The following is a 22,152-nucleotide window of genomic DNA, read 5'->3' as shown; positions in this document are numbered from 1 at the left end:
TTAGTGAACGGGCAGTTCGACACCGTCGAACAGCTCTTCCAGCTCTTGCTTGTTGTGGCATTGAATGGCCTTGGCCATGACTTCACGGGTCAGGTGCGGCGCGAATTTCTCGATGAAGTCGCACATGAAGCCACGCAGGAAAGTGCCGCGACGGAAACCGATCTTGGTGATGCTCGACTCGAACAGCTCGCTGGCATCCAGCACCACCAGGTCGTTATCGAGTTTGGTATCGACGGCCATTTTAGCGACGATGCCTACGCCCAGACCCAGGCGCACGTAGGTTTTGATCACGTCGGCGTCAGCAGCGGTGAACACCACTTTCGGCGTCAGGCCGCGATGGCTGAAGGCTTCGTCGAGCTTGGAGCGGCCGGTGAAACCGAACACGTAAGTAACGATCGGGTATTCGGCCAGCGCTTCGAGGGTCAGCTTCGGCAGCTTGGTCAGCGGGTGGCCGTGGGGTACGACCACGCAGCGGTTCCAGCGGTAGCACGGCATCATCACCAGATCACCGAACAGCTCCAGCGCTTCAGTGGCAATGGCGAAATCGACGGTGCCGTCAGCGGCCATTTCGGCGATCTGCATCGGCGAGCCCTGATGCATGTGCAGGGCCACGTCCGGGTATTGCTTGATGAAATTGCTGATCACCGGTGGCAGCGCATAACGCGCCTGGGTGTGGGTGGTAGCGATCGACAGGGTGCCCTTTTTCTCGTTGGAGAATTCCTGGGCAATCTGCTTGATGCTTTCAACCTTGCGCAGGATTTCACCGGCGGTGGTGATGATGCGCTCGCCGGCTGGAGTAACGCGGGTCAGGTGCTTGCCGCTGCGGGCGAAGACTTCGACGCCCAGTTCATCTTCCAGCAGGCGGATCTGTTTACTGATACCCGGTTGCGAGGTGTACAGGCTTTGGGCGGTAGCGGAAACGTTGAGGTCGTGGTGCGCCACTTCCCAGATGTAGCGCAGTTGTTGAAGCTTCATATCAATCCCTCAAAGCAGGTAGACGCCACGGGCATCAGCGACGGTATATAACTATATTAATGGTTCGGAGAATAAATCTAGAACTTTTTTATCAAAACGCCATTATTCCTGCTTCAGCGATCCTCACGCCGCCGGCGCTCCATCAAAGGCACCAGATAAACCGGCACCTTGGCCAATTGCAGAACCCGCGCCGCCGTGCGCCCTAACGGCGTTTCCGCACCGACACCATGGCTGTGACTGCCGACGATCAGCAGATCGACCGAGAGCTTGTGCACCTGTTCGAGAATCACCTGCGACGGATCGCCCTGCAGCACGCGCACCGCGCGAATGCGCTGCAGGTCCTGTTCGCCGTCGTCCCCCAGTTCCTCACGAAAGCTGTCGAGCACCCGTTGTTCGATATTGGCGATGACTGTTTTCAGACCCTGGCTATGAAATTCGTTCAATGCCTGTTCGTCGAGATAGCTCTGCAACACCGACTCGGCAAACAGGCCCATGGGCTCCACCGCGTGCACTACATACAGATCGGCATTGAAGGTGCGCGCCAATGCCAGGGCATGCTGCATCACGAACGGTGCGTACAGACCGAGGTCGGTGGCATACAGCATTGAGCGAATCATCGGGACCTCCTCGCAAGCCAACGATGGCGGAGATTGATTCAGCTTAGCAGTGCCTTGGCGAGTACGACGTGCGACGCAACGTCCTGTATGAAAAGGCTCTAGATCGACGGTTCGTTGCTGATGCCATGGGGCACGTGGCCCGTCGCGACCACTTCGCGGGCCAGTTCGCAATGGCCGGTCTGGTCATCGAAGAACACGTCAGCGGCGAAGGCTTCGAGGAACGCCGATTTGGTCAGGCCACCGAGAAACAGCGATTCATCGAGACGAATATCCCATTCGCGCAAGGTACGGATGACCCGCTCATGGGCCGGTGCCGAACGCGCAGTGACCAGCGCCGTGCGGATCGGGCAATCGTCATCGGGAAACTCGCGCTGCAACAGATTCAGCGCGGCGAGGAAGCCTTTGAACGGCCCGCCACGCAATGGCTCGCGCGCCGATTCGCGTTCCTTGGCCTGAAACGCTTCCAGGCCGCCGGACTGATAAACGCGCTCGGACTCGTCGGAAAAAATCACCGCGTCACCGTCAAAGGCGATGCGCAATTCATCACTGGCGGCGCGGCTGGCGCCACCGGAGAGAATCGTTGCAGCGGCGAACCCGGCGTCCAGCGCCGCACGCACGTCTTCGGCGTGGGTCGAGAGAAACAGGTCGCAGCCAAACGCCTTCAGATACGGATAAGGACTGCGCCCGCCGACGAACGCCGCCCGGGAAATCGCCAGCCCATAGTGATGAATCGAGTTGAACACGCGCAGCCCGGTGTCGGCGCTGTTGCGCGAAACCAGGATGACCTCGACTCGCGCGCGGCCGAGGCGACTGTTCAAGCTCAGGAGTTTTTCCACCAGCGGGAACGCATCGCCCGGCGCGAGGATTTCGTCTTCATGCTCGATCTGATATTGCCGATAGACTTCGACGCCGCTCGACAGGTAGACCTTGTGGCTTTCGCTCAGGTCGAACAAGGCGCGCGAGGAAATCGCCAGCACCAGTTTGTCATCGATGTTATTGGCCATGCCTTCCCCCAGAACAACCGACTCAGGTATTGCGTCGGTCAATAAAACCCAAATGACGATACAACGCCTCGATGCGCGGCAACTCGCACCCCGCCGCTTTCGCCGCCGCCAGTGGCCGGGCGTAGATCGCTTCCAGTTCCAGCGGGCGTTTGTGTGCAAAGTCGTGGTACATGCTCGGCCAATAGTCGGGCATTTTTTCCGTCATGGTGAACAGGTACTCGGCATAACCGGGCGGGATTTCGTATCCGCTGGCCTTGGCACCCTGCACCACTTCGGCCATCAATGCCTGGATCGACAGGCGGCTGTCGGCATCGGCCATCAACGCTTCCGTTCCAGCGCTGAGCAATACCGAGAGTCCGTTGTAGGGAATATTCCACACCAGTTTCTGCCAGCGCGCCTGATGCAGGTTGGCCATAGCCTGCGAATCAATGCCGGCGGCACGGAACAGCCCGGCGCCCTCCTCGACAATCGCCATGCGTGCCACTTCATTGATGGCCGAGCCGCTGTGATAACCGACATTGACCGCGCCAAGGGCCTGATGGATGACCTGTCCCGGCCCTTCGCGATGCACGCAGATCAGGCACAGACCACCGAGCAGATGCAGCGAATCCGGCAACAGTGGCCGCAGGCTGTCTTCGACATCCAGACCGTTTTGCAGCAACAGCACTTTGGCGTCAGGTTTGGCGGCCTGAATGATCGCTGGCGCCAGCCCGGCGTTGCTGGTGGTTTTGGTGCCGACCAGCAGCCAGTCACAGGGCGGCATGTCTTCGGCAGCGCAATAGGCATTCGCCGGATGCAGCGTCATCGGGCCATGCACCGCACTGTTGATCTGCAGACCGCGCTCTGCCACGGCGGAAAATTCGCTGCGCAATAAAAAGTGCACGTCGAAGCCGGCGCGCGCCAGCATCACACCGTAGAACCCGCCGATTGCACCGGTGCCGATAATCCCCACCACCGGTTTACTGACTGTCTCGCTCATGGCAACTCCTCTGCAATTCGACCCAGCGCCTGCGCCACTGCCTGGCTGAGTTCATCAACCGTCAGGCGAGCGTGCACCGCACCAAAGAACTCGCCGTCGCGCACTACAAACAGCGCCGGCAGATGAAACACCTGATAACGCTCGACCAGGCCGCCGTTGTTGCCGGCGTCGATCCAGCACAGCCGATCGATCGCCAGCGGCATGCCCGGCAACACCTCACGGGCATAGCGACAACTGGCGCAGCCGAGGCTGGTGAAGATAACCAGAGAAACCCCGCGCATCGCCAGCAGCCGCTGGTCGGCGTCGAAGTCGGTCAGCTCGGATTCGACCACTATACTGGGGGAAACAATGTCAGATGGCCGACACAGGGAGTCTGTGCTCATGGGACGTTTCATTCCTCATCCGGACGAAGTGCCGGTTGAATTGACGTTACTCAAGCCTGAATGCATTTCCAGACAACAGCTGCACACTATCAGCCTCGGCGGCATCGCTTGCAATTACCACCGCGCGTGGCGTCATGGCACTGCGTTGCAAGTGCGCATGCCGACGCTCAATGCCGACTTCTGTTGCCCGGGCTATGTGGCCTGGTGTCTGCGCCGCAAAAAAGGCTATCTGGTGGGCATCGCCTTCACTGACGAACAGACCCTGTTCAGCGCGCGAATGGGTGAGCAGGTGTGTCAGATCGAACGCTATTCGCGCATGCAGGACAGCCACGACGACCTGCAGGATATTCAGGCGCTGGCCCTGCAATGGGTCGAAGAGCATGCCGAAGAGTTCTCCCACGACAACCTGCGCAAGGCTTTTGCGCAGCCAGCGCTGGACTAAAGCACGGTTTGCCCATTGTCGAGCAGCGTCTGACGCGCTAAGGTTCGGCTCCCCCGACGCGCTAAATCTGCTGTGCTCCGCCGCGCGGGGATCGCTGGCGGCCGGCACCCGTGACCTGACGAGTAAACGATGGCTGATTTACCGATCAACGACCTAAACGTCGCCTCTAACGAGACCCTGATCACTCCCGATCAGCTCAAGCGTGATATCCCCCTGAGCGACGCTGCCCTGCGCACCGTTACCAAGGGCCGCGAAGTCATTCGCAATATTCTCGATGGCACCGACCACCGTCTGTTCGTCGTGATCGGCCCGTGCTCGATTCACGACATCAAGGCTGCCCACGAATACGCCGATCGCCTCAAGGTGCTCGCCGAGGAAGTCTCCGACACCCTGTATCTGGTCATGCGTGTGTATTTCGAGAAGCCGCGTACCACTGTCGGCTGGAAAGGTCTGATCAACGATCCGTACCTGGACGACTCGTTCAAGATCCAGGACGGTCTGCACATCGGTCGTCAGTTGCTGCTCGACCTGGCCGAGAAAGGCCTGCCGACCGCGACCGAAGCCCTCGATCCGATCTCCCCGCAGTATCTGCAGGACCTGATCAGCTGGTCGGCCATCGGCGCGCGTACCACCGAATCGCAGACTCACCGCGAAATGGCTTCCGGCCTGTCTTCGGCCGTCGGCTTCAAGAACGGCACCGACGGCGGCCTGACCGTGGCGATCAACGCCTTGCAGTCGGTGTCCAGCCCGCACCGTTTCCTCGGCATCAACCAGGAAGGTGGCGTGTCGATCGTCACCACCAAAGGCAACGCCTACGGTCACGTGGTGCTGCGTGGCGGTAACGGCAAGCCGAACTATGATTCGGTCAGCGTGGCCCTGTGCGAGCAGGCGCTGAACAAGGCGAAGATCAAGCCGAACATCATGGTCGATTGCAGCCACGCCAACTCCAACAAGGACCCGGCCCTGCAACCGCTGGTGATGGAAAACGTCGCCAACCAGATCCTCGAAGGTAACCAGTCGATCATCGGCCTGATGGTTGAAAGCCATTTGAACTGGGGCTGCCAGGCGATTCCGAAAGACCTCGCCGACCTGCAATACGGCGTGTCGATCACCGACGCCTGCATCGATTGGTCCGCTACCGAAAACACCTTGCGCAGCATGCACGCCAAGCTCAAGGACGTGTTGCCGAAACGTCAGCGCACCTAAGTTGCGTTTTGCGCGCATAAAAAAACGCCGGACATTGTCCGGCGTTTTTGTGTGTGCGGTTCAGATCTTCGCGGCGCGACGCTGATGGCGTTCCATGTAGCGCTCAACGTAGGAGCACGACGGAATCACCGTGTAGCCCATTTCTTCGGCGTATTGCAGCGCGCGTTCAGTCAGCGCTGCGGCAATGCCACGGCCGCGCAGGGCATTGGGCACGAAGGTGCGGTAGATATCCAGGGTCTGCTTGCCCAGATCCATGTAGGTCAGGTAAGCACGATGACCGTCCACAGTGGTCTCGAATTGATGACCAGCCTGGTCATGGTGGATGGACAACGCCTCGCTCATCACTACTCCTCGCGGGTCTTGGATTGTGACCCCTACCTTACCGATGTTTTCCCGGCGAAGGAACATCTACGCCACCCCGTGCCTGATGGACACCGAGAAGAGCCACACCGATCTCGCGCAATCTGACACCTGCTGAATAGTAGGCACCATTGGCGAAAATGCTCAAGGTACGCTCGTCATCGGACGGTTTGCGTTCAAGGCTTCGATGCTCGCAGGTTCGGTCGCAAGACAATCTTTGCGTGCCGCTTGCCTGTACATTGCCGGGAATGTTGAGACTTAAGACGTGCAACCTTTTTTAAAGTCACCTGAACATCAACAAAGATACGCGAAGCGCTTCGCAGAACCTGAACAAAAGTGTGGACGAATTCATTTAGAAAGACTTTAGCCGAAGTGACAAAAACAGCATCCGAGCACGGGAACTTTTTCCGTTTGAGTCGCTCACGCCGGGGCTTGCAGCTGGATATTTTTTATACAGCGCAGTTAAAAGTTGCTCGAAAAAGAATCAACGCCTACAATTTTTTTTGCTTCTTGCGCTACGTCAGTTTACTTACTACAAGTAATGGGTAGTATGTACGCCGGCTATTTCCTCAATCGTGAGGAGACAGCCACTTAATTTGAAAGTCCTTGAAGGGGAACACGATGAACAACGTTCTGAAATTCTCTGCTCTGGCTCTGGCCGCAGTTCTGGCTACCGGTTGCAGCAGCGCATCGAAAGAAACCGAAGCACGTCTGACCGCTACTGAAGACGCAGCTGCTCGCTCCCAGGCTCGTGCAGACGAAGCTTACCGTAAAGCTGATGAAGCTCTGGCTGCTGCTCAAAAAGCACAACAGACTGCTGACGAAGCTAACGAGCGTGCTCTGCGCATGCTGGAAAAAGCTAGCCGCAAGTAATAATCCCTCGGGATTGTTATCGAGCCGATCCGGTTTTCCGGGTCGGCTTTTTTGTGCCCGACTCTTTTCTCCGGGCAATAAAAAACCCGCCGACGCTGCTCGCATCGGCGGGTTTCCTGTCAGCGCTTATTGCTGCAGATCGATCGGCGCACTGCTGACCATCGGCGCCGAAGCATTCGGCACGGCGATCTCTACCGGCAGGCCGTCTTCGGCCGCGACCACATCACGCACCACATCCCAGTTCATGCGCAGGTTGCTGGTGATGTCTTCACGCTTGAGCATCGCGTTGATCACCGCCGTGTGCTTGTCGACCACCGACGGGTTGCCCTTGTCGTCGAGCGGCGTGTGCGCTTCCAGATAGACCTTGCCGCCGCTGCGACCGAACTTGTACGGGTCGTTGATGATGCGCACCGAGGTGCCCACCGGGACCATGCCGGCCATTTCCAGCACGTTGTTGTTGAACATGCGGAAGCAGCCATGGCTGGTGCGCATGCCGATGCCGAACTTCTTGTTCGAACCGTGGATCAGGTAGCCCGGTGTGCCGAGGGTGAACTTGAACGGGCCCAGCGGGTTATCAGGACCGGCCGGCACCACATTCGGCAGCGGATCACCGTCAGCGGCGTGTTCGGCCTTGATTGAGGCCGGAGGCGTCCAGGTCGGGTTCGGTGTCTTGGCGATGATCGAAGTGTGCGCGATCGGCGAACCCCAACCTTCACGGCCGATGCCCAACGGGAAGGTGTACACCACGTCGCGGCCTTTCGGATAGTAATAGAGACGGTATTCGGCGAGGTTGATGACGATGCCTTCACGCGGGCCCGGCGGTAGGATGAAGCGCGTCGGCAGAACGATCTCGGTACCGGCGCCCGGCAGCCAGGCATCGATGCCCGGGTTGGCCGCAACCATTTCCGAATAACCCAGATCATAGGTGGTGCCCAGGTCGGCGAAGGTGTCTTCGTACTTGGCTTTGATCACCTGCACCTGGCCGACGATGTCCTCGCCGGGTGGTGGCAGGGGAAGCTCCAATGCAGCAACGGGACCGGCCACACACAGGGCGGCAAGTGACAGGCAGCGGGTGACGGCAGGAAAGCGCGGCAACATCCGGAAAATCCTTCGCATGATCATCAAGGGTATAAGGGCGCGATTGTACACCGCGGCTTGGGGATTCGGGAGGCCACGCAGTTGCAGGCGACAGAGTGCTTTCAAGGTGGGAGCGAGCCTGCTCGCGAAAGCAGTGTGTCAGCGACCATAAATGTCGATTGATGAAACCCCTTCGCGAGCAGGCTCGCTCCCACACTTTGATCTTGAGCGCTCAGAGCTCGAATCGCAGCTCGGGCCAGATCGGCGACGTACCGCGCTTCTGCGATTCGAGAATCGCCCGGCACAGCGAGCACAGGCGCTGATCCTGAAACACCCGCCGATCGACATTCGACCAGCGCGGTTGCGCCGGCAGCAGACTGCCGCAGAGCGTGCGGTCAGCCGAGCCACCGAGTTCCAACTGACGCGTCACCAGATGCACCCGCACTTCCTGGCAGGCGAACAGGTCCAGCTGCTCGTCAGGCTCGATCAGTTGGTAGGCAAACAGGGACCAGGCAGGACGCGGCATCGGGGGCTCCAAATTAGGGGGCGCCACATTAGCCGAAAGCCTGCCACTAGAAAAGCCTCATAACAGCGGTTTTAGCGTCGGCCAGACATTTTCCAGCAACTTGCCCTGAGCCCCGGCAACCGGGTGCAGACCATCCGCCTGCATCAGGTCCGGATGGCCGCCGACGCCTTCGAGAAAAAACGGCACCAGCGGGATGTTTTTCTCGTCGGCAAGCTTGCCGTAAACCTCGGCGAACGAATCGGTGTAGCGCTTGCCATAATTGGGTGGCAACTGCATGCCGAGCAGCAGCACTTTCGCGCCGCTCTGCCGCGAGCTGTCGATCATCGAGGCAAGATTTTGTTGCAATTGCGTTGGCGGCATCCCGCGCAGGCCGTCATTGCCACCCAGCTCGAGGATCACCAACTCCGGCTTATGCTCTGCAAGCAGCGCCGGCAGCCGCGCCTTGCCTCCGGCGCTGGTGTCGCCACTGATCGAGGCGTTGACCACTTTATCGTCGAAACCCTCCTGTTTGAGCCGCTGCTCGAGCAGCGACACCCACCCCAGACGGGTATCCAGGCCGAAACCGGCGCTGATACTATCGCCAACGATCAGGACAGTACCCGCCGCTGCGTTCTGGGCCATGCACATCAAGGCCAGGCCAGCACTCAAAAACCATACACGCATCGGATTCTCCATGGGCGCAAGCATTCTCACCGCGAAGAACCTCAGCAAAGTGGTCCCTAGCGCGGAAGGTGAACTGACTATCCTGCACGAACTCAGCCTGGAACTGAACAAGGGCGACAGCCTGGCCATCGTCGGCGCGTCCGGTTCCGGCAAATCCACCCTCCTCGGCCTGCTCGCCGGCCTCGACCTGCCCAGCAGCGGCGAAGTCACCCTCGCCGGCCAGGGCCTGAGCAATCTCGACGAAGACCAGCGCGCACGAATCCGCGCCGAGCACGTCGGGTTTGTCTTCCAGTCGTTCCAGTTGCTCGACAGCCTCAATGCGCTGGAAAACGTCATGCTGCCGCTTGAACTCGACGGCCGCAAAGATGCCCGCGAGCGCGCCACGCAATTGCTCCAGCGCGTCGGTCTCGGCCAGCGCCTGACCCACTCGCCGCGCCAGCTCTCCGGCGGTGAACAGCAACGTGTCGCCATCGCCCGCGCCTTCGCCGCCGAACCGGATGTGCTGTTCGCCGACGAGCCGACCGGCAACCTCGACAGCCACACTGGCGAGCGCATCAGCGACTTGCTGTTCGAATTGAACAAGGAACGCGGCACCACCCTGGTGCTAGTGACCCACGACGAACGCCTGGCTCATCGCTGCCGGCGCCTGATCCGTCTTGAAGCCGGGCTGCTGGTCGCCCCTCTGGAGCCTTGATGGCACGTCTGCCGCTGTTGCGTCTGTTCAGCCTTGCCCTGCGCCAGCTCATGCGCGATGCCCGCGCCGGTGAGCTGCGCGTGTTGTTCTTTGCGTTAGTGGTGGCCGTCGCGGCGAGCACCGCGATCGGCTACTTCGGCGCCCGTCTCAACGGCGCGATGATGCTGCGCGCTACCGAGTTTCTCGGTGCCGATCTGGTGCTGGAAGGCAGCTCGCCGGCCCGCGAGGAGCAAATCCGCAGCGGCACCGAACTGCGCCTGAATCATGCGCAAGTGGTGGAGTTCTCCAGCGTCATTGCCACCGACAATGGCATTCAGCTGTCGAGCATCAAAGCCGTCGACCGTGCCTATCCGCTACGTGGGGAGCTGAAAAGCGCGCCCGCACCCTTTGCCCAGGAAGAAGTCGGCGGTGAACCGCAACCCGGTGAAGCCTGGGTCGAGGCACGTCTGTTGACCGCACTGGATCTGAAAATCGGCGACAGCATCGACGTCGGCGTGAAGACCTTAAAGCTGACCCGCGTGCTGACCTACGAGCCGGATCGCGCCGGCAACTTCTACAGCCTGACGCCACGGGTGCTGATCAATATTGACGACCTCGCCGCCACCGGCGTGGTGCAACCGGGCAGCCGGGTGAGTTATCGCGAACTGTGGCGCGGCGAACCGCAGGCGCTGGAGACCTATCGCGAGTTGATCAAACCGGGGCTGGCTGCGAACCAGAGAATTCAGGATGCCCGTGACGGTAACCGGCAAATTGGCGGTGCGCTGGGCAAGGCTGAGCGCTATCTGAACATGGCCAGCCTGGTTGCGGTGTTGCTGGCTGGTGTAGCAGTGGCGTTATCGGCGAACCGTTTCGCCAGCCGGCGTTTCGATGCCAGTGCCTTGCTGCGCTGCCTCGGCTTGTCGCGCCGGGAAACCATGGTGCTGTTCAGCCTGCAACTGACTGTGCTTGGACTGGTCGCGGCGGTCAGCGGCGCCCTGCTCGGCTGGCTGGCGCAACTGGGGCTGTTCGCCCTGCTGCATGATTTGTTGCCGAATGATGTACCACCGGGCGGCCTGTTTCCGGCGATAGCCGGAATTGGCACCGGGCTGGTGGCGCTGGCCGGTTTTGCCTTGCCGCCATTGGCTGCACTGGGTCGCGTGCCACCGCTGCGGGTGTTGCGCCGCGACATGCTGCCGATCCCCTCGAGTACATGGATGGTCTACGGCGCGGCGCTGGGTGCGCTGGGCCTGATCATGTGGCGCCTGAGTCTCGACCTGTTATTGACCTTCGCGCTGCTCGGCGGTGGCGTGGTCGCCGCGCTGGTGCTGGGTGGCCTGCTCTTGTTGCTGCTGCAAAGCCTGCGCCGCATGCTCGCCCGCGCCTCGTTGCCTTGGCGTCTGGGCCTTGGCCAGTTGTTGCGGCATCCATTGGCGGCGGCCGGGCAGTCACTGGCGTTCGGTCTGATCCTGCTGTCGATGGCGCTGATCGCACTGCTGCGCGGCGAACTGCTCGACACCTGGCAAAACCAGCTACCGAAAAACGCGCCGAACTACTTCGCGCTGAACATCCTGCCGGCGGACAAACAGGCTTTCGCCGATCACTTGATCAAGGTGTCTGCGCAAGCGGCGCCACTGTATCCGGTAGTGCCAGGAAGACTGATCAGCATCAATGGCGAGCCGGTGCAGCAAATCGTCAGCAAGGACTCGGCCGGTGACCGCGCCATCCAGCGTGACCTGAGCCTGACCTGGGCGGCGGATCTGCCGGCCGGCAACAAGCTCACCGCCGGCTCATGGTGGAGCGGCCAGCCGTCCGACGACGTGCCGGGGGTTTCGGTGGAAGGCAAGGTGGCCGAAAGCCTGAAACTCAAACTCGGCGATCACATGGTGTTCAGTGTCGGCGGGGTCAATCGGGAAGCGAAGGTCACCAGCCTGCGCGAGATCAACTGGGACAATTTCCAGCCGAACTTCTTCATGATCTTCCAGCCTGGCACCCTGAAGGATCTGCCGGCGACCTACCTGACCAGTTTCTATCTGGCGCCGGGGCACGATCAGCAGATCGTCGAGCTGTCGCGGGCCTTTCCGGCGGTGACCATCCTGCAGGTCGAAGCGTTGCTCGAACAACTGCGCAGCATCCTCGCTCAGGTCACCCTGGCGGTGGAATATGTGCTGTTGTTTGTTCTCGCTGCGGGGATGGCGGTGCTGTTCTCCGGTCTGCAAGCGACGCTGGATGAACGCATCCGCCAGGGTGCGCTGTTGCGCGCGCTGGGCGCCGAGCGGCAGTTGCTGATCAAGGCGCGGCGTATCGAGTTCGGTTTGTTGGGTGCGGTCAGCGGTCTGCTCGCGGCGATCGGTTCGGAGGTGGTCAGTCTGGTGCTGTACCGCTTCGCTTTTGATCTGCCATGGCATCCGCATCCATGGCTGCTGGTGCTACCGGTGATTGGCGCCGCGCTGATCGGTGGTGCCGGCGTGTTCGGCACCCGTCGGGCGTTGAACGCCAGCCCGCTGACAGTGTTGCGCGAGGGTTGATAGACTCACGCGGTCTTAATCACAAGAAGTCGCCATGAGCCGTTATCGCCCTCCCCGCACCGCCGGCACCGCGCTGATCACCCCTGAAGGTGAAGCGCGGATGCGCGCCGAATTCCATGAGTTGTGGCATGTGCGTCGCCCGCAGGTCACGCAGGCGGTGAGTGAAGCGGCCGCGCAGGGCGATCGCTCGGAAAACGCCGAGTACACCTACGGCAAGAAGATGCTGCGCGAAATCGACAGCCGTGTGCGCTTTCTCACCAAACGCCTGGAAGCGCTCAAGGTGGTCAGCGAAAAACCCAGCGATCCGAACAAGGTCTATTTCGGCGCCTGGGTGACCATCGAAGACGAAGACGGCAAGCAATCGCGCTACCGCATCGTCGGCCCCGATGAACTGGACCTTAAACAGGGTTTGATCAGCATCGACTCGCCGCTGGCCCGCGCCTTGATTGGCAAGGCACTGGACGCGGAAGTGCGGGTGCAGACGCCGACCGGCGAGCAGTTCGTTTACATCGTTGCGATTGAATACCCGTAAGACTGATCAGCGCCGAGTGATCAGGCCCTGCCGCGCTACGCGGGTCAGTTGCTTGATCATTTCCGGGGCGTCTTCTGCGCTTGGCGCCTGAATCACCGCCAGATCAAAGCTGTCAGCGGCGAAACGCGCCAGTGACTCGCCATCGTCGACAAACTGGATCAGGAACGCGGCAGGACCGCCGCTGCGACGTGGCCAGCCATCGAGATAACGCAACAGCGTCGGCTGGTGTTTGCCGCCAAGAAGGATTTTCGGGTTGCGCTGGGTGACATGTGCCGTGATCGGCGCGGGACGTGCTGGAGGGCGTAGTGCGTTCATCGTGTCGTGTCTCTGCCTCAAAAGTCTGCATGGCAGGTGAGAGGCAACACCGAACCAGCGCTTTAGCGGTATTTCGAAGCCCTGTTCCGGCTTCTGACGGTAACTGTAGAAGTCACCTGGCGCCCCGCAAGTAGCTGTTTAAATCGGCGCATGGGCAACATCCTAGAGAACGTGACCGACCAGTGTCAAGAATCCCCCACAACAAAAAAAGGCCCGCGCAATGCGGGCCTTTGCCTTGAGCCAGAGCCTTCAACCGGCGATGGCGCGATCCGCCGAGAGCTTGCCGGCACCTTCGATCAGTACCGCGATGCTGCCGGCCAGCAGAGCCAGAGCAAACTCATAACCGTTGTTGGCCATGAACAGACCGTTGCCGATGTGCACCGAGAAGATCGCCACCAGCGAGAGGAACGCCAGACCGAGTGCCGCCGGGCGCACCAGCAGGCCGATGATCAGCGCCAGACCGGCGAAGAACTCGGTACCGCCAGCCAGCGAGGCCATCAGATAGCCCGGGGTCAGGCCGATGCTTTCCATCCATTGCGCGGTGCCGGCCAGGCCGTAACCACCGAACAGACCAAAGAGTTTCTGCGAACCGTGGGCGGCGAAGATCACGCCGACAGCAATGCGCAGGACAGTCAGGCCGTAACCGGCGCGGGTGAACAGAACCTTGTTGATCAGAGAGCTCATGGTGCATTCCTTGTTGTGCAGAAGTGTTTGTGTGTTTGGGTTGGTCGCTATATTAATCAGTTTATTTCATGTTTAAAGCGCAAAAAATTCGCCATAACAATCGAATTATTAGATTATTTCCGTGTGACCACTTTCTGCTGCCGGGGCTCGAGTGACTCGCGCTCCCGGTCGAATGCCAGGTAATACTTGTTCACGCTATTAACATAGCTGACGGCGCCCATCCCCACCTGCTCCATGGCAATGCGCTCTACCTGGAAGAACCACTGGTTGGGATTGAGGCCGCGGCGGCGGGCTTCGGCGCGCATGCCCTGCACGCGCTCGGGGCCGATGTTGTACGCGGCGAGGGTGAAGGCCATGCGCTCACGCTCGTTGAGTTTCGGGCTGCTGAAGAACTTGCGGCGGATCATCGCCAGGTACTTGGCGCCGGCCTGCACATTCGCATCGAGATTCTGGATATTGCTCACGCCGACCCGCTGCGCGGCGGACGGGGTGATCTGCATCAGCCCGGTCGGGCCGCTGCCGCTGCGAGCGTTGGGCTGCAGACGCGATTCCTTGAACCCCAGCGCCGCCAGATTAAGCCAGTCCATGTTCTGCGCATCGGCGTGCTTCTGCAGGGTCGGACGGAGTTTTTCCAGGCGCTGGCGATCGGCTTTGGCCAGCGGATTGTGCACCTGATACAAGCGTCGATAGATGCGCAGAAACGCGGCGTCTTCATCCGACGGTTTCTTGTAACCGGTGAGAAAGCGATCGATGCTCGCGCGCAACATTGAAGCGTCGCGGCGCACAAACCAGTGCTCCTCGCCCGGCTCGCCGAGGCTCAGCTGCCGGTCGAGGCGCAGCTTCGGCAGGATCTTGCCCCAGCGCTCGGCAATCGGTTGCTCGACGATGGTCAGGTGGAAAATCCCGCCCTGGACCATTTCCAGCACGTCCTCCACGGCCAACGTTGGATCGACCCATTCGATATTGATCGGCGCCAGTTTGTGCAGCGCCAGTTTCTGGTTGAGCTGACTGACCACCTCCCCCGCTGCACTGCCGGTGGGCAGCGCCAGGGTTTTGCCGGACAGTTGCTCGACCTTGGTGTAACGGCGCTGGCCTTTGATGCCGACCAGCACCAGCGGTACGTTGCTGGCAATCGGCTCACTGCTGGCGACCGCATAGCCCGAGGGCAGATCGAGCAATTCACCGGGCGCGACCATATCGCCTTCGCCGCGCTGCAAGGCGCCGAGCAATTGATCCTTGGCTTTGGGAATGATCTTGAGGGTGACTTCCTGGCCGTCACGAGCATGGCCATTAAGGTATTGCTCGAAAGCGCGCAGTCGGTGGTACTCGACACCGATGGCCTGACCCTGGACTTCGCCGGAGCTGTTGCGGCTCTGATTGACCAACACCCGCAACACGCGGCTGCTGCGAATATCGGAGAGATCGCGAACCTTGCTCGCCGGCACGGCTTGCAGCGGCCCGGGCAGGCGCGCGACCGCCGTCATCGGCAGCAGCAACGCAGCACACAACAGCAGCAGAACCGAGGGACGATGCATCCACTCTCCGAAAAGAATACGGGGCGATTCGTCGCAAAAGAGACGGCATCACCGACGAAAACAGAGCGCTTTGAGCGCTGATAAAGTGCGAGAGACTGGCACAGTGATGGCATTGCCGCCACCCCGGAGTCCTTCGCGGCCTCAACAGACAGCCATAAGTCTTTGTAGTTCTTGGCTTTTCTTATAAATCTACAGCTCTGATATGCTTTCCGGCCTTCGGCCCGAGGTAGCACCATGCAACTCATCGATATCGGCGTCAACCTGACCAACCCCAGTTTCGCCGACAAACACCAGGCCGTGCTCGACCGCGCCTACGCCGCCGGCGTCTGCCAACTGGTGCTGACCGGCACCAGCGTCGATGGCAGCGAGCAGGCGCTGGAACTGTGCCAGCAACTGGATGAAAGTGGCCAACGGCTGTTCGCCACCGCCGGTATCCACCCGCATTCGGCCAGCGACTGGAACGTTGACAGTGCTCGTCGCCTGCGCAGTCTGTTGAACGAATCCAGCGTCGTCGCGGTAGGTGAATGCGGGCTGGATTTCAACCGCGACTTCTCCCCGCGCCCGCAGCAGGAAAAGGTTCTCGAAGAACATCTGGCGCTGGCCGTCGACCTGCAATTGCCGGTGTTCCTGCACGAGCGCGATGCCAGCCAGCGCCTGCTGGAGATCCTCAAGGACTTCCGCGATCAACTGCCGGCGGCGGTGGTGCACTGCTTCACTGGCGAGCAGAAAGCCCTGTTCAGCTACCTCGATCTGGATCTGCACATCGGCATTACCGGCTGGATCTGCGATGAGCGCCGAGGCACGCATCTGCATCCGCTGGTGAAAGAGATCAAGCCGGGACGGCTGATGCTGGAAAGCGACGCACCGTATCTGCTCCCGCGCACGTTGCGGCCGAAGCCGAAAAACGGCCGTAACGAGCCGGCGTATCTAACCGAAGTGCTGCGAGAGGTGGCGTTGCACCGTGGCGAGACCGAGGAAGCGCTGGCCGCGCATAGCACCGCGTGTGCCCGGGCGTTCTTTAAACTCCCCATTCTCCCCTGACTGCACACCTCCCCTGTGGGAGCGAGCCTGCTCGCGAAGGCGGTGGATCAGCTACAAATGGGCTGAATGACGCAGCGCTTTCGCGAGCAGGCTCGCTCCCAAATAGATCTCGGCATCTGTTGATTCATATCAAAACTCCCGAATCTGCATAGCGGCACAATAATGGCACCTTGCCAAAACTGTTTCCGCTATCAGAGAAGACCTCCATGGGTGCCTGGCTTAGCAACATCTCGCTGAAATACAAATTCTGGGCGGTCAACGCGGTCGCCTTTGTCACCACCCTGCTGCTCGTACTGTACGCCGTACATCTCGAACAACAGGCCCGCAGCCACGCCGCGCAGGTGTCCGCGCAGGCGCAGGCGCAGTTGCTCAAGGCCTGGCCGCTCGGGCAACCGTTGCCCAAGTCCGCTCAAGTGCTGACCTTCAAGCGCGGTGAAGCGCCGCGTCTCAATGATCAACCGCTGCTGGAAATCAGCGGCAGCAACGGCTGGAACGCCATCAATGAAATGCCGCTGTTCGGCGACAACCCGTTGATCGGCGCCGAGGTGTTCAGCCGGGCCGACGGCGAGCAAGTGGCGGTCATCGCCTGCGCGCCGAGCCTGAGCCAGGTGTTCAGCGAGCGTTTCGCCAACTATGCACTGGCGGTCTTCATCCTGATGCTGGCGATGCTCGGTGCTTCGCAACTGCTGATCCGCTTTTTGCTCAGCCAGCTCAACACGTTGAAAGACGTGATGCTGCACGTTGAAAAAACCGGCGACCTCTCTGCTCGCGTGCCGCTGGTGGGCAAGGACGAAGTCGGGCAAATGGCCAATGCGTTCAATGCCATGCAGGCCGGTTATCAACGCGTCGTAACCACAGTTGCCAACACCGCACGACAACTGGATGACGGGGCTGCGCGGCTGGCCTCGAGCATGAATGATGTGCGCCAAGGCATGCTCGGCCAGCAAAGCGAAACCGACCAGGCTGCCACCGCGATCAACGAAATGACCGCCACCGTTTATCACATCGCGCAACACGCCGGCGCTACTCGTGACCTGTCGAAAACCGCCGACGGCCTCGCCGGTAGCGGCCAGCAGGTGGTGGCGCGGGTGCAGCAGTCGATTGCCGGGCTGTCCAGCGGCGTGCAGCAGACGGCAGAAATGATTCAACGGCTGGCCGAGGACAGTCAGAAGATCAACGGCGTGGTCAGTGTGATTCACAGCATCGCCGAACAGACCAATCTGCTCGCGCTCAACGCGGCGATCGAAGCGGCCCGCGCCGGGGAGATGGGGCGCGGCTTTGCCGTGGTCGCCGATGAAGTACGCAACCTCGCCAAGCGCGTGCAGGCGTCCACGGACGAGATCACCGGCATGATCGCCGCGTTGCAGGCCGGCACCCGCGATGCGGTGGATTTCATGCAGGAGAGTTCGTTTAAGGCCGACGACTGCGTGCAGCAGGCCCAGGAGGCTGGCGCGGCGCTGGCGGAAATCACCGGGGCGGTGGCGCAGATGCGCGAAAGCAACACGCAAATTGCCGTGGCGGCGGAACAGCAGAGTCAGGTTGCCGAGGAGATGAACCGGGCGGTGGTGAGTATTCGTGACGTGACCGAGAACACTGTGCAGCAGACCGTGGATTCGGCGACGACCAGTAATGAGCTGGCGACGCTGGCCGGGGAGTTGAACAAGGCGATAGGTCAGTTGAAACTCTAATGGCCTCTTCGCGGGCAAGCCCGCTCCCACAGGCATTTTCGACAATCAACAATTGTGCGTACACCGAGCACACTGTGGGAGCGGGCTTGCCCGGGATGCCGTCCGCTCAGGCGACATCAGATTTTGCCATTGCCGCTATCAGCTCAATAGCCAACCTTGATTCGCCGCCCTCCGCGACCGGGCCTATTCTTCAAGCATGTGTTCAACATGGATCGAGGAGTAGCAAACATGGGCAAACGTCACCCCAACCTTCCCGCGTGGCAATGGCGCGCCTACCCGGGCAATCACCAGCATCCGGCCAATCTGGTCCTGCACCTGATTGCCGTGCCGCTGTTCATTGTGGCGTTTCTGTTGATCGTGTCGGGGGTGTTCAGCTTGAGTCTGGCCAGCGTCGCCATCGGTGTGATCGGGATTGTCGCGGCGCTGGGTCTGCAGCGCCACGGCCACAGCCTGGAAGCGCAAGCCTCCGAGCCGTTCAGTGATCGCAAAGACGCCGTGTCACGTTTGCTGGTCGAGCAGTTTCTGACCTTTCCGCGGTTCTTTCTCAGCGGTGGCTGGTGGCGCGCCTGGCGTGAGCGCCACCGTCGGCATTGAGTCAGGCGAAGATCGTTACGGTCTGCCGGCTCATGGCAATCAGCTCCCCTTTCGCACTCCACAGCTTCGCGGCGACATGGCCGTAACCGTCGGCTGCGTATTCGATATCGGCCAGGTATTGGCACCAATCCAGCGTGCTCAAGTCGTGTAACGGCTGCACGAATTCGATGGTCCAGGTCAGCGTGCTGCCCGGTGCCGGTTTCTTCAGATACGGCAACAGCGCCGGTGGCCAGGCATCCACCAGCGCCAGCAGATGCGCCTCGTTGACCGGCTCCTCTTTGACATCCCCACGCAACCGCACCCAGCCGCCCATCAAGCGCGATGGCGTGCCGGAGAACGGAATCCCGCCGACGCTCCAGCGCATCGCCAGATGGCGCATGAATTCCGGGGTCACGCCTTTGATGTAGGGCAGCTCCTGGCATTCGTCCCAGTGTTTCATGGTGGGCGCCGGGTAGGCTTCGACGGCGACTTCCGAAGGCCGCGAGGCGCCGAAGCTGCCCTGAATGATCGTCACCACTTGGCCGTTTTGCATGGCGCGGCCCAACACCTGGCTGACGGCTTTGCCTTCACGCAGCACGTCGACTTCGAAACTCACCGGCACCTCCGGCTCGACCGGGCCGACAAAGGTAATCGCCAGCGAACGCACCGGGCGCTCCGTCGGCACCCTGGTACGCATGACTTCAAATTGCAGCGCAGCCACCAGCCCGCCAAAACTGGCCCGGCCCTGCCCCCATTCGGCGGGGATGGTCACTTCAGGTTGTTGGCGGACAGCATCGAGCAGATCGCAAAAGCGCATGGCAACCTCGGAAAACGAAAAAGGGATGCGCGGATCTTAACCAGCGCAGGGCGGCGGCGCAGCGTCTATTCCGGTCAAATGGGCTGACAGATAGGCCTTGCGCCAATATCCGTCACGCCGAAATCCCATGTAGGAGTGAGCCTGCTCGCGATAGCGATTTATCTGACAATGAATTGTCGACTGACAGACCGCTATCGCGAGCAGGCTCACTCCTACAAGGGGGATGCGGCGATATCAGGATTTGAAACACGTCGTGCTGAGCTTCTCCAGCACTCGATCGGCCTTCAGCTCTGCCTTGATCAACCCTGCCTGCCAGGTGGCCACGCACGGTTGCAGATCGGCCTCCTGCTCGGCGCGCGCCAGCCATTGCCAGCAATCGTGCCAGTCGCCCAGTGCGCCTTGCGCGGATTTCAGGCGTTTGTAAGCCGGTTTCGGCAAGCGATCCAGCTCGGGATAGGCTTCGATGCCATAGCGCACGCGCTTGATCAGCAGGCGCAGACGATGGCGGTCATGGGCGGGATCGTGCAGCGCCGCGTCGAGCTTCTGCCATTGTTTGCCCAAGCGTTTTTCAATGCGTTTATCCAGATCCTTGAGCAAGCCCTGACGCTGGGACGCGCGCAAAAAGCGTGGAAAAGCGTCAAGAATCATCAGCAGCGAAGCCAATTCCGCACTCGCCGCCAGCGACGGATACGCCTCGGCCATCTGCGCCAGACGCCGCTGCGCAGCCGCAGGTTGGTCATGCTCAAGCAGATACGCCGCCAGCACTTCGCGATCACGCCACGGCGTGGTCAGCTCGCCCACCGCCGAAGCCGCCGCCTCCAGTTGCTCGACACCCGGCAAGCCGCGCAACGGCCGCAACAGACTGCGCAAGCGTCGCACCGTAGTGCGCAAATCATGCAACGCCTCCGGATCAGTGCGCGCAGTCAAGCGCGCCTGACAGGCCAGCAGCCGCACATCCAGGCTCAACACATGAGCCACCAAGCGATCGATCATGGGGGTCTACTCCGTAGACAGCTTCAAGTTGCAAGCTGCAAGCTTCAAGCTGAATGGGGTCGCTTTGAGCTTGCAGCTTGAAACTTGCAGCTGCTTTTTTATCTTCCTGCGCGGGATTCGCGAATGTAGAAACGGGCTTTCTCGGCTTTCTTGCTGCAGCCTTCGAAGCCTTCGAATTGTTGCTGGGTCTTGGCGGCGGTCAGCAGCGACAGCGCTTTGGAATAGCTGACGGTGCCGGCGAAGCCTTCGGCCTTGGCCAGGTCCAGTTCGTGCCAGGCCGCGTCGAGTTGGCTGCCGCAGCTGTCGCGGTACGCGGTTTTGCCGGCGCAACCGGCCAGAACCAGAGCCATCAACGGTACACAGATCCAGGCTTTCATCACTCACACCTCAAGGTAGGTCAACAGTCGTGCAGGTAAGACGGTCAAGCGGCGAAAAAGTGCCTCGCTGACCGGTCAAACCACGTGGCGCAGAGCATAGCGCGCAAGCGTGCGCCGCGAACGAAAAACGACGTCACCGCTTCGCGCAACGACCTTGGCGATTGAGCCGCTTGGCCGATGCGTGCATTGTGCAGGCTTGTCCGGAGGAAGTTTGATGAAAAAGCGTGTCGCACTGGTGCTGGGCTCCGGTGGCGCCCGGGGCTATGCCCATATCGGCGTTATCGAAGAAATTGAAAAACGCGGCTACGACATCGCCTGCATTGCCGGTTGTTCGATGGGCGCGGTGGTCGGCGGGATCTATGCCGCCGGCAAACTGGATGAGTACCGGCGCTGGATCGAAAGCCTTGATTACCTCGACGTGCTGCGCCTGGTCGATGTGAGTTTCCGTCTCGGCGCGATTCGCGGTGAAAAGGTCTTCGGGCAGATCCGCAAGATCGTCGGCGAGATCAATATCGAGGACCTGCGCATCCCCTACACCGCCGTCGCCGCCGATCTGACCAACCAGCAGGAAATCTGGTTTCAGGAAGGCTGCCTGCACCAGGCCATGCGCGCCTCTGCGGCGATTCCCAGCCTGTTTACCCCGGTGATGCAGGGCAACCGCATGCTGGTCGACGGCGGCATTCTCAATCCGTTGCCGATCGTTCCGGTGGTGTCGAGTCACTGCGATCTGATCATCGCGGTCAACCTCAACGCCACCAACCAGCGGCAGTACAAGTTGCCGGTGATCGAGCGGCCAGCAGCGTTTCGTTCGCGCTTCGACAGTCTGATCAAATCCATGGGTTCGAAGTTGCCGTTCCGCCGTAAACAGGCCGAGCAATTGTTGAAGCTCGAACAGGAAGCCCTGCGCGCAGAGGCGGCGGAGATCAATCCGTGGCTTGAGGGCGTCGAGCCGGAAAGCCAGCAACCGGCCGCCGCCCCGGAACGCGAGGGCGCGCCGAAATCCGCTACCGGTTCGTTCATCATCGATAACGTCGGGCCGGCGTCGCTGCTGGATCTGATCAACCAGAGTTTCGAGGTGATGCAGACCTCACTGGCGCAGTACAAGATTGCCGGGTATCCGCCGGACATCCTGATCAACGTGCCGAAGCGGGTGTGCCGGTTTTTCGAGTTCTACAAGGCGCCGGAATTGATCGCGCTGGGTCGGGAAATTGCCAGTGACACGCTGGATCGGTATGAGCAGGAGCAGGGTTGAAATCCTGAAAGTCCTTCAGTGTTTATTCTGGCCTCTTCGCGA

General features: G+C 60.8%; 25 protein-coding genes. 10 read left to right on the top strand and 15 right to left on the bottom strand.

Annotated elements, in window-relative coordinates; translation table 11 throughout:
* From cysB to ACMYUN_RS23290, 5 genes are all read right to left on the bottom strand, one after another.
* The gene (cysB, locus tag ACMYUN_RS23310; protein ID WP_016770873.1) at positions 1–975 is read right to left on the bottom strand and encodes an HTH-type transcriptional regulator CysB; all 975 of its coding nucleotides are present in this window, start codon (positions 973–975) and stop codon (positions 1–3) included.
* A gap of 113 nt (positions 976–1,088) precedes the next feature.
* Complete coding sequence (locus ACMYUN_RS23305) at positions 1,089–1,592, bottom strand: universal stress protein (protein ID WP_039759918.1); 504 nt, start codon at positions 1,590–1,592, stop codon at positions 1,089–1,091.
* Positions 1,593–1,690: 98 nt separating this feature from the next.
* Positions 1,691–2,596, bottom strand: a complete 906-nt coding sequence (locus ACMYUN_RS23300) for a 5'-nucleotidase (protein WP_415761878.1) — start codon at positions 2,594–2,596, stop codon at positions 1,691–1,693.
* Between the two features lie 22 nt (positions 2,597–2,618).
* The gene (locus ACMYUN_RS23295; protein ID WP_415761877.1) at positions 2,619–3,575 is read right to left on the bottom strand and encodes a putative 2-dehydropantoate 2-reductase; all 957 of its coding nucleotides are present in this window, start codon (positions 3,573–3,575) and stop codon (positions 2,619–2,621) included.
* On the bottom strand, positions 3,572–3,958 hold the full coding sequence (locus ACMYUN_RS23290; RefSeq protein ID WP_415761876.1) for a thioredoxin family protein: 387 nt from the start codon (positions 3,956–3,958) through the stop codon (positions 3,572–3,574). The genes ACMYUN_RS23295 and ACMYUN_RS23290 overlap by 4 nt, the downstream gene beginning before the upstream one ends.
* Here ACMYUN_RS23290 and ACMYUN_RS23285 point away from each other — a divergent pair.
* On the top strand, positions 3,957–4,400 hold the full coding sequence (locus ACMYUN_RS23285; RefSeq protein ID WP_041478403.1) for a PilZ domain-containing protein: 444 nt from the start codon (positions 3,957–3,959) through the stop codon (positions 4,398–4,400). The two genes, ACMYUN_RS23290 and ACMYUN_RS23285, sit on opposite strands and share 2 nt — an antisense overlap.
* Before the next feature lie 129 nt (positions 4,401–4,529).
* Positions 4,530–5,606, top strand: a complete 1,077-nt coding sequence (locus tag ACMYUN_RS23280) for a 3-deoxy-7-phosphoheptulonate synthase (protein ID WP_016770878.1) — start codon at positions 4,530–4,532, stop codon at positions 5,604–5,606.
* Between the two features lie 60 nt (positions 5,607–5,666).
* Here ACMYUN_RS23280 and ACMYUN_RS23275 read toward each other — a convergent pair whose 3' ends face one another.
* Positions 5,667–5,948 (bottom strand): GNAT family N-acetyltransferase, encoded by a 282-nt coding sequence (locus ACMYUN_RS23275; protein ID WP_016770879.1) that lies wholly within the window; start codon positions 5,946–5,948, stop codon positions 5,667–5,669.
* 639 nt (positions 5,949–6,587) lie between these two features.
* Between ACMYUN_RS23275 and oprI the strand changes: the two genes are divergently transcribed.
* Positions 6,588–6,839 carry an outer membrane lipoprotei OprI gene (gene oprI / locus ACMYUN_RS23270; protein WP_003183784.1) on the top strand — a complete coding sequence of 84 codons (252 nt, stop codon included), beginning with the start codon at positions 6,588–6,590 and terminating at the stop codon, positions 6,837–6,839.
* Between the two features lie 126 nt (positions 6,840–6,965).
* Here oprI and ACMYUN_RS23265 read toward each other — a convergent pair whose 3' ends face one another.
* The 3 genes from ACMYUN_RS23265 to ACMYUN_RS23255 all read right to left on the bottom strand — a co-directional run bounded on the left by ACMYUN_RS23265 (position 6,966) and on the right by ACMYUN_RS23255 (position 9,105).
* Entirely contained in the window at positions 6,966–7,937 is a 972-nt protein-coding gene (locus tag ACMYUN_RS23265) for a L,D-transpeptidase family protein (protein WP_129997312.1), read from the bottom strand.
* A 211-nt stretch (positions 7,938–8,148) separates the two neighbouring features.
* Complete coding sequence (locus ACMYUN_RS23260) at positions 8,149–8,442, bottom strand: hypothetical protein (protein WP_039759936.1); 294 nt, start codon at positions 8,440–8,442, stop codon at positions 8,149–8,151.
* A 57-nt stretch (positions 8,443–8,499) separates the two neighbouring features.
* A complete protein-coding gene (locus ACMYUN_RS23255; protein ID WP_415761875.1) occupies positions 8,500–9,105 on the bottom strand; it encodes an arylesterase in 606 nt (201 codons plus the stop codon).
* 10 nt (positions 9,106–9,115) lie between these two features.
* On the opposite strand from ACMYUN_RS23255, the gene ACMYUN_RS23250 reads away from it, so the two are divergent.
* The 3 genes from ACMYUN_RS23250 to greB are packed head-to-tail and all read left to right on the top strand — an operon-like array spanning position 9,116 to position 12,835.
* The gene (locus ACMYUN_RS23250; protein WP_016770883.1) at positions 9,116–9,799 is read left to right on the top strand and encodes an ABC transporter ATP-binding protein; all 684 of its coding nucleotides are present in this window, start codon (positions 9,116–9,118) and stop codon (positions 9,797–9,799) included.
* A complete protein-coding gene (locus ACMYUN_RS23245) occupies positions 9,799–12,303 on the top strand; it encodes an ABC transporter permease (protein WP_415761874.1) in 2,505 nt (834 codons plus the stop codon). Before ACMYUN_RS23250 ends, ACMYUN_RS23245 begins: the two co-directional genes overlap by 1 nt.
* A gap of 34 nt (positions 12,304–12,337) precedes the next feature.
* Entirely contained in the window at positions 12,338–12,835 is a 498-nt protein-coding gene (greB, locus tag ACMYUN_RS23240; protein WP_071173132.1) for a transcription elongation factor GreB, read from the top strand.
* 6 nt (positions 12,836–12,841) lie between these two features.
* On the opposite strand, the gene ACMYUN_RS23235 is transcribed toward greB, so the two are convergent.
* From ACMYUN_RS23235 to ACMYUN_RS23225, 3 genes are all read right to left on the bottom strand, one after another.
* Positions 12,842–13,150 (bottom strand): hypothetical protein, encoded by a 309-nt coding sequence (locus ACMYUN_RS23235; RefSeq protein ID WP_039759944.1) that lies wholly within the window; start codon positions 13,148–13,150, stop codon positions 12,842–12,844.
* Between the two features lie 249 nt (positions 13,151–13,399).
* Positions 13,400–13,834 carry a DoxX family protein gene (locus tag ACMYUN_RS23230; protein WP_039759946.1) on the bottom strand — a complete coding sequence of 145 codons (435 nt, stop codon included), beginning with the start codon at positions 13,832–13,834 and terminating at the stop codon, positions 13,400–13,402.
* 113 nt (positions 13,835–13,947) lie between these two features.
* A complete protein-coding gene (locus tag ACMYUN_RS23225) occupies positions 13,948–15,369 on the bottom strand; it encodes a transglycosylase SLT domain-containing protein (RefSeq protein ID WP_415761873.1) in 1,422 nt (473 codons plus the stop codon).
* 234 nt (positions 15,370–15,603) lie between these two features.
* On the opposite strand from ACMYUN_RS23225, the gene ACMYUN_RS23220 reads away from it, so the two are divergent.
* The 3 genes from ACMYUN_RS23220 to ACMYUN_RS23210 all read left to right on the top strand — a co-directional run bounded on the left by ACMYUN_RS23220 (position 15,604) and on the right by ACMYUN_RS23210 (position 18,692).
* Positions 15,604–16,410, top strand: a complete 807-nt coding sequence (locus ACMYUN_RS23220; RefSeq protein ID WP_039759949.1) for a TatD family hydrolase — start codon at positions 15,604–15,606, stop codon at positions 16,408–16,410.
* Between the two features lie 206 nt (positions 16,411–16,616).
* On the top strand, positions 16,617–18,098 hold the full coding sequence (locus ACMYUN_RS23215) for a methyl-accepting chemotaxis protein (RefSeq protein WP_415761872.1): 1,482 nt from the start codon (positions 16,617–16,619) through the stop codon (positions 18,096–18,098).
* Positions 18,099–18,326: 228 nt separating this feature from the next.
* Entirely contained in the window at positions 18,327–18,692 is a 366-nt protein-coding gene (locus ACMYUN_RS23210) for a terminase (protein WP_310405730.1), read from the top strand.
* Between the two features lies 1 nt (position 18,693).
* Here ACMYUN_RS23210 and ACMYUN_RS23205 read toward each other — a convergent pair whose 3' ends face one another.
* The 3 genes from ACMYUN_RS23205 to ACMYUN_RS23195 form a co-directional block, all read right to left on the bottom strand.
* Positions 18,694–19,488 (bottom strand): acyl-CoA thioesterase, encoded by a 795-nt coding sequence (locus tag ACMYUN_RS23205; protein WP_129997318.1) that lies wholly within the window; start codon positions 19,486–19,488, stop codon positions 18,694–18,696.
* Positions 19,489–19,722: 234 nt separating this feature from the next.
* Entirely contained in the window at positions 19,723–20,481 is a 759-nt protein-coding gene (locus ACMYUN_RS23200) for a CHAD domain-containing protein (protein WP_415761871.1), read from the bottom strand.
* Between the two features lie 98 nt (positions 20,482–20,579).
* Entirely contained in the window at positions 20,580–20,858 is a 279-nt protein-coding gene (locus ACMYUN_RS23195; protein ID WP_016770894.1) for a hypothetical protein, read from the bottom strand.
* Positions 20,859–21,072: 214 nt separating this feature from the next.
* Between ACMYUN_RS23195 and ACMYUN_RS23190 the strand changes: the two genes are divergently transcribed.
* Positions 21,073–22,110, top strand: a complete 1,038-nt coding sequence (locus tag ACMYUN_RS23190; RefSeq protein ID WP_039759961.1) for a patatin-like phospholipase family protein — start codon at positions 21,073–21,075, stop codon at positions 22,108–22,110.
* Positions 22,111–22,152 lie beyond the last annotated feature (42 nt).

Source organism: Pseudomonas sp. CP4 (genome assembly GCF_047758505.1).
In the GTDB taxonomy this organism is placed as follows: domain Bacteria; phylum Pseudomonadota; class Gammaproteobacteria; order Pseudomonadales; family Pseudomonadaceae; genus Aquipseudomonas; species Aquipseudomonas fluorescens_AO.
This window is presented reverse-complemented; position numbering and strand designations above follow the sequence as displayed.

Excerpts from the sequence above, each read along its gene's own strand:
- greB (WP_071173132.1), top strand. The coding sequence starts at position 12,338 with ATGAGCCGTTATCGCCCTCCCCGCACCGCCGGCACCGCGCTGATCACC.
- oprI (WP_003183784.1), top strand. The coding sequence starts at position 6,588 with ATGAACAACGTTCTGAAATTCTCTGCTCTGGCTCTGGCCGCAGTTCTG.
- ACMYUN_RS23220 (WP_039759949.1), top strand. The coding sequence starts at position 15,604 with ATGCAACTCATCGATATCGGCGTCAACCTGACCAACCCCAGTTTCGCC.
- ACMYUN_RS23250 (WP_016770883.1), top strand. The coding sequence starts at position 9,116 with ATGGGCGCAAGCATTCTCACCGCGAAGAACCTCAGCAAAGTGGTCCCT.
- ACMYUN_RS23280 (WP_016770878.1), top strand. The coding sequence starts at position 4,530 with ATGGCTGATTTACCGATCAACGACCTAAACGTCGCCTCTAACGAGACC.
- ACMYUN_RS23295 (WP_415761877.1), bottom strand. The coding sequence starts at position 3,575 with ATGAGCGAGACAGTCAGTAAACCGGTGGTGGGGATTATCGGCACCGGT.
- ACMYUN_RS23200 (WP_415761871.1), bottom strand. The coding sequence starts at position 20,481 with ATGATCGATCGCTTGGTGGCTCATGTGTTGAGCCTGGATGTGCGGCTG.
- ACMYUN_RS23260 (WP_039759936.1), bottom strand. The coding sequence starts at position 8,442 with ATGCCGCGTCCTGCCTGGTCCCTGTTTGCCTACCAACTGATCGAGCCT.
- ACMYUN_RS23305 (WP_039759918.1), bottom strand. The coding sequence starts at position 1,592 with ATGATTCGCTCAATGCTGTATGCCACCGACCTCGGTCTGTACGCACCG.
- ACMYUN_RS23210 (WP_310405730.1), top strand. The coding sequence starts at position 18,327 with ATGGGCAAACGTCACCCCAACCTTCCCGCGTGGCAATGGCGCGCCTAC.
- ACMYUN_RS23225 (WP_415761873.1), bottom strand. The coding sequence starts at position 15,369 with ATGCATCGTCCCTCGGTTCTGCTGCTGTTGTGTGCTGCGTTGCTGCTG.
- ACMYUN_RS23285 (WP_041478403.1), top strand. The coding sequence starts at position 3,957 with ATGGGACGTTTCATTCCTCATCCGGACGAAGTGCCGGTTGAATTGACG.
- ACMYUN_RS23190 (WP_039759961.1), top strand. The coding sequence starts at position 21,073 with ATGAAAAAGCGTGTCGCACTGGTGCTGGGCTCCGGTGGCGCCCGGGGC.
- ACMYUN_RS23195 (WP_016770894.1), bottom strand. The coding sequence starts at position 20,858 with ATGAAAGCCTGGATCTGTGTACCGTTGATGGCTCTGGTTCTGGCCGGT.
- ACMYUN_RS23265 (WP_129997312.1), bottom strand. The coding sequence starts at position 7,937 with ATGTTGCCGCGCTTTCCTGCCGTCACCCGCTGCCTGTCACTTGCCGCC.
- ACMYUN_RS23255 (WP_415761875.1), bottom strand. The coding sequence starts at position 9,105 with ATGCGTGTATGGTTTTTGAGTGCTGGCCTGGCCTTGATGTGCATGGCC.
- ACMYUN_RS23215 (WP_415761872.1), top strand. The coding sequence starts at position 16,617 with ATGGGTGCCTGGCTTAGCAACATCTCGCTGAAATACAAATTCTGGGCG.
- ACMYUN_RS23230 (WP_039759946.1), bottom strand. The coding sequence starts at position 13,834 with ATGAGCTCTCTGATCAACAAGGTTCTGTTCACCCGCGCCGGTTACGGC.
- ACMYUN_RS23290 (WP_415761876.1), bottom strand. The coding sequence starts at position 3,958 with ATGAGCACAGACTCCCTGTGTCGGCCATCTGACATTGTTTCCCCCAGT.
- ACMYUN_RS23205 (WP_129997318.1), bottom strand. The coding sequence starts at position 19,488 with ATGCGCTTTTGCGATCTGCTCGATGCTGTCCGCCAACAACCTGAAGTG.
- ACMYUN_RS23300 (WP_415761878.1), bottom strand. The coding sequence starts at position 2,596 with ATGGCCAATAACATCGATGACAAACTGGTGCTGGCGATTTCCTCGCGC.
- ACMYUN_RS23245 (WP_415761874.1), top strand. The coding sequence starts at position 9,799 with ATGGCACGTCTGCCGCTGTTGCGTCTGTTCAGCCTTGCCCTGCGCCAG.
- ACMYUN_RS23275 (WP_016770879.1), bottom strand. The coding sequence starts at position 5,948 with ATGAGCGAGGCGTTGTCCATCCACCATGACCAGGCTGGTCATCAATTC.
- cysB (WP_016770873.1), bottom strand. The coding sequence starts at position 975 with ATGAAGCTTCAACAACTGCGCTACATCTGGGAAGTGGCGCACCACGAC.
- ACMYUN_RS23235 (WP_039759944.1), bottom strand. The coding sequence starts at position 13,150 with ATGAACGCACTACGCCCTCCAGCACGTCCCGCGCCGATCACGGCACAT.